8 protein-coding genes are annotated in these 8,014 nt (G+C 60.9%); 6 read left to right on the top strand and 2 right to left on the bottom strand.

Features of this window, described 5'->3' with window-relative positions; all coding sequences use genetic code 11:
- The coding region (locus tag HX846_RS17305; protein WP_178965776.1) for a methyl-accepting chemotaxis protein at positions 1–1,598 on the bottom strand (1,598 nt) is incomplete at its 3' end.
- A 581-nt stretch (positions 1,599–2,179) separates the two neighbouring features.
- Complete coding sequence (locus HX846_RS17300) at positions 2,180–2,587, bottom strand: VOC family protein (protein ID WP_178965775.1); 408 nt, start codon at positions 2,585–2,587, stop codon at positions 2,180–2,182.
- Between the two features lie 215 nt (positions 2,588–2,802).
- On the opposite strand from HX846_RS17300, the gene HX846_RS17295 reads away from it, so the two are divergent.
- The 6 genes from HX846_RS17295 to HX846_RS17270 form a co-directional block, all read left to right on the top strand.
- A complete protein-coding gene (locus HX846_RS17295; protein WP_178965774.1) occupies positions 2,803–3,768 on the top strand; it encodes an amino acid ABC transporter permease in 966 nt (321 codons plus the stop codon).
- Positions 3,769–3,783: 15 nt separating this feature from the next.
- Positions 3,784–4,548: an amino acid ABC transporter ATP-binding protein gene (locus HX846_RS17290; RefSeq protein WP_178965773.1), complete on the top strand. Its 765-nt coding sequence runs from the start codon at positions 3,784–3,786 to the stop codon at positions 4,546–4,548.
- Positions 4,549–4,622: 74 nt separating this feature from the next.
- Positions 4,623–5,462, top strand: coding sequence for a transporter substrate-binding domain-containing protein (locus tag HX846_RS17285; protein WP_178965772.1), 840 nt, complete (start codon positions 4,623–4,625; stop codon positions 5,460–5,462).
- 83 nt (positions 5,463–5,545) lie between these two features.
- Positions 5,546–6,853, top strand: a complete 1,308-nt coding sequence (locus tag HX846_RS17280) for an FAD-binding oxidoreductase (protein ID WP_178965771.1) — start codon at positions 5,546–5,548, stop codon at positions 6,851–6,853.
- Between the two features lie 27 nt (positions 6,854–6,880).
- Complete coding sequence (locus tag HX846_RS17275; RefSeq protein WP_003215617.1) at positions 6,881–7,351, top strand: Lrp/AsnC family transcriptional regulator; 471 nt, start codon at positions 6,881–6,883, stop codon at positions 7,349–7,351.
- A gap of 200 nt (positions 7,352–7,551) precedes the next feature.
- The coding region (locus tag HX846_RS17270) for an MFS transporter (protein WP_178965770.1) at positions 7,552–8,014 on the top strand (463 nt) is incomplete at its 3' end.

The raw sequence follows: 8,014 nt of genomic DNA, 5'->3' as shown, positions 1-8,014 counted from the left end.
AGCGCCAGCAGGTTGGTCTGCTCGGCGATACCCCGAATGGTGTCAACCACCGACTGGATCTGCTGGCCCTGCTGGCTGACGCGCTCCAATGCATCGGAGGTGTCGGTCAAGCGCTGGTTGAGTTGCTGGATACTCGCGGTGGTGCGCTGGCTGTCGCGGCTGCTGTCTTCGGCAATCTGCCGGGTTTTCTGCGCGCTGCCGGAGGCCTGCTCGCAGCTCTTGGCGACGCCCATGGAGGTCGCGGCCAACTGTGTGGCGGCCGCTGCAATCTGGCTGATCTGCTGTTGCTGGTCTTCCACTTCGGTCAGCGTGCTGCCCGATTGCGAATTGAGTGTCAGCACCGCAGAGCCCAACTGCTGCGTCTCGTGATTGACCCCCAGCAGGCTGGTGCGCAACTGCACCACCGCCACGTTGAGCGCCGTGCTGATGGCCGCCAGTTCATCGCGCCCTTCCACCGCCACTTCAACGCACAGATTACCGTCGCGCAGGGATTCGGCCAGGGTGGTGATGCCGCTGGCACTGCGGCGAATCGATGCCTGCAAGCACACGAACAGGTACAGGGCTGCCAGCGCCAGCACGCTGAACGTCACCGCCACCGGAATGAATTGCTTGAGCGAGCTGTCGCGGTAGTAACCCAGGCGCGCGTCCAGCGAGGTCAGCGACTGTTTACGCAACGCGCCGAGGGCGCCAAGCATGCCATCCACACTGCGTTCGAAGCCGGTGGTATCGAGCTTGATGGTGCCGCCGAACACGCCTTCGTCCAGGGTCTTCAGTTCGTTGTCCAGCAGTTGCAAGCTGTCGTCGTATTGCGCGATCCAGGTTTGCAGCCCCGGGTATTGCTTGGCCTTGAGGGATGCGGCGGCCTTGACCAACTGGTCCCTTGCGTCGCCGATGCGACCGCGCAAATCACGCATCTGCAAACGGCTTTGCAGGGTGAACTGCCCCGATGCGATGGATGACTGCCCGACGCTCGCCATACGCCCGATACGCTCGATCAGGTCGGGGGTTTGCTGGGTGGAAATCTGCATCAGCAAATAGGTTTCAAGCCACGGATCGAGGATCAACCCGGTGTCCATGGTGATCTGTTCGCGCAGGGTTTGCATCGCGCTCAGCGCAGACGTGAAGCGGTCATAACCATCCGGCCACCAGCCCACGGTGCGCAGGGATTGGGAATCCATGCCCGTGACCGAGGCTTGCAATGCCTCAAAACGTGCAAGGGTATCCGGGCGGGCGTTCTGGGCTTTGAGGGCCTCGCCCAGGGCCTGCACGCTTTGCAGGATCAGCGGGAAATTGGTATCGACCGCAGTCATGGCCGCCTTGGCCGCGGGTGTCTGGTCGTGGAGGATGTCGGCAGCTTTCCAGCGCGCCGCCAGGTTGCGCTGGGCGGTCAGTTGGGCGTCCAGGGCATCCAGCGCCAGCAGTTCGCGCACCCCGGATTGCTCACTGGAAATCACCGTCAGCTTGGTGCGGTACTCCTGCGCGATCATCCACAGGCTGCCCGCCAGGGGCAGCATGAACAGGAAAAACAGGATCTGGAACTTGCGCGCGAATCCAAAACGTCCGAGCAGGCGGATACCTGGCGACAACACACTTTGCATGTCCGACTACTCCTAGAACCACTCGCCTCAACAGCGAATCAAGCTTTGAAATGATTGACGGCAAAATGCCATGTCATTGATTAAGCTGGCTCTAGCAAGAAACGGACCGCTGTTGTCGGGCCCGCTGGATAGGCGGGACGTCGTGCAAAACACGCTGTACCGTGCGCGAAAATGGGGCGAAAGCACTCAGCGCAGGTGGCAGAACGGTAACCGTCTGACCAATACCGCAAGCGTAAGGGCAGCCGACAACCTGTGGCGAGGGAGCTTGCTCCCTCGCCACGGGGTGAGTGCTTGCTGAATCAGGAGTGCCAATGGACGGCGCGCCCGGAATTTCGGCGGAGAGCGGGATTTACTTTCTGGGTTTGCCGAACCTGGTGAACCTTTTGCTGTGGGGAAATTGATGCAGCTCGGACTCACATGGCAGACGTTGGCGACGGGTCCTCACAAAACGTGTTGAGAGGCTGCTTCGGGTCGACGCTCTTCGGAATGTACGTTCCAGAAAGGCATCGGAAACAAACTGCTGCGTAGCGTCCTGGCCTATGCGAAATCCCAGCCTCAGCTTTTGCTCGTTCAACTCACCCTCACCGAGGGTAATTTGCTTGTGGATCATGGCAGCACACGCACAGCTTGTTGCCATCAGTATCTCGAAAATACGCGCCGTAATAATCGGGGTGGTAGTGAGGCCTTAATCCAGGCTCTCCTTCACATATCCCGCCGAGCGCCAACGCCGCTGTATAACTTCTTCTAACCGTTTCCCGACTGGGTGCAAGTAGCCCCACCATCTGCCCATTCCCAGGTGCACTCGGTTTGCCATCAAATGGCGCCCCAATGACGAAGATCGGGCGAGGTGCGGTTTCAGCCACCCAACCGGCCCACGGTTTATCCGCATCGCAAAATTTCAACCTGAGGCCCAACTCAGCCATCACCTTCGAATAGAAAGCAAAAGCCCGATCAAAATCACCTGTACCTAAAAACACATGGGAAATCATGGTGGCTACCTTGGGGCGATGAATGCCCATGAGTCTGGCGCGAAATGATTGCTGGCGAAAGCCTGATGACTCCGCCCGGCATATGTACGGCTCCCCTCCCCTCATACGCCAATAAAAACCACAAATCCCAACAATCCGCAGGGTGCCGCCCGGCATTTCGTCAACCCATAATGGGCTTACAACAATAAAGGGGCTCACCCCGGGGCGTGTAAGCCATGTACAGAGACCATATCGTCAAGACCCGCATGACGGACAGCGCGGTATTCATGGGCGCGGTGGCCGTGGTGATTTTCATCATCACGCTCGCCTGCGGCGTCGGTGAAGGCCGCCTCTCCCACTTGATGGGCCCCATCGTTCTCGACCTGAAGGCACCACTGGCACGAGATATTGCAGTGGGCGGCACGTTCACCCTGACGGTGGTGCTGAACCTGTTCATCCTTGGCCGCTTTCCCTTGCGCGCGCAGATCATCACGGTCTGGTGCGAGTTGCTGGTGCTGTTCCTGTTGTTCTTCGACACCTTCAACCTTTCCTACAGTTTCATCGCGACCAAAATCGGCTTCATGATCACCCAGGGGGTGTTCACCACCGTCTACGTGTCGGCGATTTCGATTGCGATTGCGTTCGTCCTGGCGCTGCTGGGCGCCACCGCGCGCTTGTCTTCCAACGGCTTCGCGATTGCGATTGCGAGCTTCTACACCTCGTTTTTCCGCGGCGTTCCGCTGCTGATCCAGATCTATCTGATTTACCTGGGCATCCCTCAACTGGGCTATGTCGTTGGAGCGGTTCCAGCCGGGATCCTGGCGCTCTCGCTGTGTTATGGCGCCTACATGACGGAGATCTTCCGCGCCGGTATCAGCAGCATCTCGCGGGGCCAGTGGGAAGCCTCGCGGGCGATTGGCCTGAACCCGTTCCAGACGATGACCCGGGTGATTCTCCCGCAGTCCATGCGCCTGATCATTCCGCCAACGGGCAACCAGTTCATCTCGATGCTCAAGGACAGTTCGCTGGTGTCGGTGATCGGCGTCTGGGAGCTGATGTTCCTGGCACGAACCCAGGGACGCGCCGAGTTCCGGCACCTGGAAATGCTGATCACCGCCGCCGTGCTGTATTGGCTGCTGTCGATCATGCTGGAAACCGTCCAGGCCCGCCTGGAAAAGCACTTCAACCGCGCCCATCGCTGAACCAGGAGCATGACGATGAATCAGCCCTCAATAGTCCCTGCTCCATACCCTGCAATATCGATCCAGGACATGCATAAATGGTATGGCGATTTTTATGTGCTCAAGGGCATCGACCTGCACATTGCCAGCGGTGAAATCGTGGTGGTCTGCGGGCCGTCGGGCTCCGGCAAGTCCACGTTGATTCGCTGCCTGAACCTGCTGGAAGACTTCCAGAAAGGCCACGTGTTCATCGAGGGCACCGAGTTGACCCGTGATGCCGCCTGCGTGGCGGGCATACGGCGCCAGGTCGGCATGGTGTTCCAGCAGTTCAACCTGTTCCCGCACATGACGGTGCTGGAGAACCTCATGGCGGGACCGCGTCTGGTGAGCAAGCTCAGCGAGCCCCAGGCCCGCGAACTGGCCTATGAATACCTGGATCGGGTGCGCATCGGGAACCAGGCCGACAAATACCCCAGCCAGCTCTCGGGCGGCCAGCAGCAGCGCGTCGCCATTGCCCGGGCCTTGTGCATGCGCCCGCGCATCATGCTGTTCGACGAGCCCACGTCGGCCCTTGACCCCGAGATGGTCAAGGAAGTGCTGGACGTGATGGGCGAACTGGCCCAGGACGGCATCACCATGGTCTGCGTCACCCACGAGATGGGATTCGCCCGGCGGGTGGCCGACCGGATCATCTTCATGGACCAGGGCTGCATCATCGAGCAAGCCAAACCCACCGAGTTTTTTGACAACCCGCAGCACGAGCGTGCCCGGGAATTCCTGTCGCAGATTCTCAGCCACTGAGCAGCACCGTCGAACCTTGCGAAGTCACCGATAAAAACAACAGGCACCGCACTCAAGATACTGGAGGCTTACCCATGATCTCGTTCACTCGCTTCTTCACCGCAGCCGCTGTCGCCACCGCCCTCACCAGCCTCACAGGCGCGGCCTGGGCGGGCTCGACCCTCGACCGCATCCATGAAACCAAGGTGATCAAGGTGGCCACGTCGGCCAACTGGCCACCGCAATCGTTCCTGGGCCCGGACAATAAGCTGCAAGGCTTCGATATCGACGTCGCCAGCGAAATCGGCAAACGCCTGGGCAGCAAAGTCGACTTCGTGACGCCCGAATACGGGATCATCACCGCCGGGCGCTGGTCGAGCCGCTGGGACCTGTCGGTCGGCTCCATGACGCCTACCACCGAGCGCACCCGGGTGCTCGACTTCCCCGCGATCTACTACTACACGCCGTATGTATTCGCGGTGCACAAGGACGCGGCCGAGACCAAAGTGGCGGACCTGAACGGCAAGATCATCGGCGTCGAAGTCGGTACGACTTCGGAGGACTATATCAACCGCCGCCTGAAGATCGACGCCGCCGATGTGCCGCCGTTCACTTACGAAGTCACCCCCGGCGAGGTTCGCACGTACGGCGACAGCATGGGCCCGCTGGATGACCTGCGCATGGGAGACGGGGTGCGCCTGAACGCAACCCTGTCCGCCCTGCCCACCATCGTCGCCGCCGTCAAGAATGGCTACCCCATCGTCAGGGTGGAAGGCAAACCCGCCTACTACGAACCCCTGGCCATCGCCGTGGACAAGGGCGACGAGGCGTTCAACAGCGCGCTGACCAAGATCGTCGCCGACATGAAAGCCGACGGCACGCTCAAGCAATTGTCAGAGAAATGGTACGGCGCCGACCTCACCCAGGTGCAGTAAAAACCCCCACAGGCCGTACAGGCGCCCCGTCCTCGACGCGGCGCGCTGTATGCCTGCGCCGCGAAAAAAGGACGGCCGACTTCATGTACTCCTATAACAACAATTACTACACCGCCACGATGCGCGACACGACTGAACGCCAGGCGCTGTGTGGCAACGCCCGGGCCGATGTGTGCGTGATTGGCGCCGGGCTGGCGGGGCTGAGCACGGCGTGGGAGCTGGTCTCCCGCGGGCAGTCGGTGGTGCTGCTGGATGCCGGTCGCGTGGCCTGGGGAGCGTCAGGACGCAACGGTGGCTTCGTGCTCCAGGGCTGGTCCGAAGGGTTGGCCGCCATCGAGCGACGCTGCGGCAAACCGACGGCCGCCGCGCTGTTCAAACTGTCGCTTGAAGGCGTCGAGATTGTTCGGGGCATGATCGCCGGTCATCAGTTGCCCGGCTGCACGCCAACCCCGGGGAAACTGAGTGTGGTGCGCTACGAAGATGGCGACAACCTGCAGCGCGTGCGGGACAAAATGGCCGCGGATTTCGACTTTCACCTCGACTATCTGGATCGCCAGGCGGTGCGCGAAAAGCTCAAGACCGAGCGGTATTTCCAGGCGCTGCGCGACAACCATGGCTTTCACTTCCACCCCTTGAACTATTGCCTCGGCCTGGCCCGACTGATCGAGCAAAGTGGTGGCAAAATCCATGAACGCTCGCCCATGACCGCCGTCGAAAGCCGCAACGGGCGACACCGGGTCATCACCGATCAGGGCACTGTCGATTGTGCCCACGTGGTGTACTGCTGCGGCGGCTATGGGGGGCCTGAGTTCGGCAAATTACGCCGCGCCTTCCTGCCGATCGCGACCTATGCGGTGCTGACCGAGCACCTGGGCGATCGCCTGGCCGAGGCGGTCTGTACCTCCGATGCCGTGGGCGATAACCGCCGGGCCTCGGACTATTACCGCATCGTCGAGGGCGACCGCCTGCTCTGGGGCGGCCGCATTACCACGCGCAACCTGCAGGATGAGAAACGCCTGGGGCAATTGCTGACGCAGGATATCCTCGACGTTTATCCGCAATTGCGCGGCATCAGGATCGCCAAGGCCTGGTCCGGGTTGATGGGTTATGCGCGGCACAAGATGCCGCACATTGGCCCGCTGGGGCAGGGATTGTGGGCGTGTACATCATTTGGTGGCCATGGTATGAACACCGCGCCGATCGGCGCACGCGTCATCGCCGAGGCGATCTGCGGCGAAACCGATCGCTACCGCCTGTTCGATGCCTACGGCCTGGAATGGAATGGCGGCCCCCTGGGCCCGGCGGCCGCACAAACGGTTTACGCCGGCCTGAAAATGATGGATATGTTTCAGGAAAAGCGCTCGCAACACAGGGCGACTCATAAAAACTGAACCCCAGCGAGGGTCAAGGACGTGTCCATGGATACGCAGAATCCCGGTCCACTGTTTAACCTCACCGACAAGGACAGGCAATTGCTTGGCCTGCTGCAAGCCAACGCACGCGAACCCACCGCGTCATTGGCCCGCAAGCTCGGGGTCTCGCGCTCTGCGGTGCAGGAGCGGATTACCCGCCTGGAAAAGGCCGGCGTCATCACCGGCTACAGCGTGCGCATCGACCAGGACCGACTTCAGCAGACGGTTACCTGCTTTACCATGACCTCCTGCACCAACAAGAGCTACACCGATGTGATGACCTCGCTGCGCAGGATGGAAGCGGTGCAGGCCGTTTACGCGGTCTCGGGAGAGTCCGATTTCATCATTCACCTGGCCACCGCCACCCTGAGCGAACTCAATGCCGAGCTCATCAGGATCAACATGATCAAAGGGGTGGCGCACACCGCTTCGCATATCGTGATGGAAACCAAGTTCAGCCGGAAACTGATGGTGTGAAGTGCTGCCGGCCGTGGGAAACCGCGCGCCTCACGCCCCCCCTCGGCTGCCATAGCGACTCAGCCACCTGACAAGTCATTCCTTGCAAAATAATTCGCCTCAACGCAATATTAAAAGCAATTGCTTGGTTAATTACCTCAAGCCTGACGCTTAGCCCTTCGCCGGCTTCCATTCCGCGAACGCATTACAAGGAATCGTTGATGCAAACCCAAGACAGCAGTTGGGGCGAGTTGCTTAGCGGCAAGAACGCCACCCGCTCCATTGCCCTTTCAGGCGGCATCGCGCTGTATGCCACCAACACCTATATCGCCACCACCATCCTGCCGTCGGTGGTGGCCGAAATCGGCGGCCTGGCGCTTTATGCGTGGAGCACCACACTGTACGTGGTGGCCTCGATCCTCGGTTCCGCCCTCACCTCCAAGCTGTTGCAACGCACCGGTCCACGGCTGGCGTATGCGCTGGCCACACTGGTGTTCATGGTAGGCGTGCTGATCTGTGCCCTGGCGCCGAACATGCCGGTGATGCTCGCGGGGCGCTCCATCCAGGGGCTGGGCGGCGGGGTCTTGCTGGCCCTGTGTTACTCGATGATCCAACTGGTGTTCGAAGAGCGCCTGTGGCCGCGCGCAATGGCACTGGTGTCGGGGATGTGGGGCGTGGCGACGC

The sequence above is a fragment of the Pseudomonas sp. K5002 genome (assembly GCF_013386655.1).
Lineage (GTDB): Bacteria > Pseudomonadota > Gammaproteobacteria > Pseudomonadales > Pseudomonadaceae > Aquipseudomonas.
The sequence above is the reverse complement of the archived record's forward strand: the minus strand, read 5'-3'. Positions and strand labels throughout refer to the sequence as shown.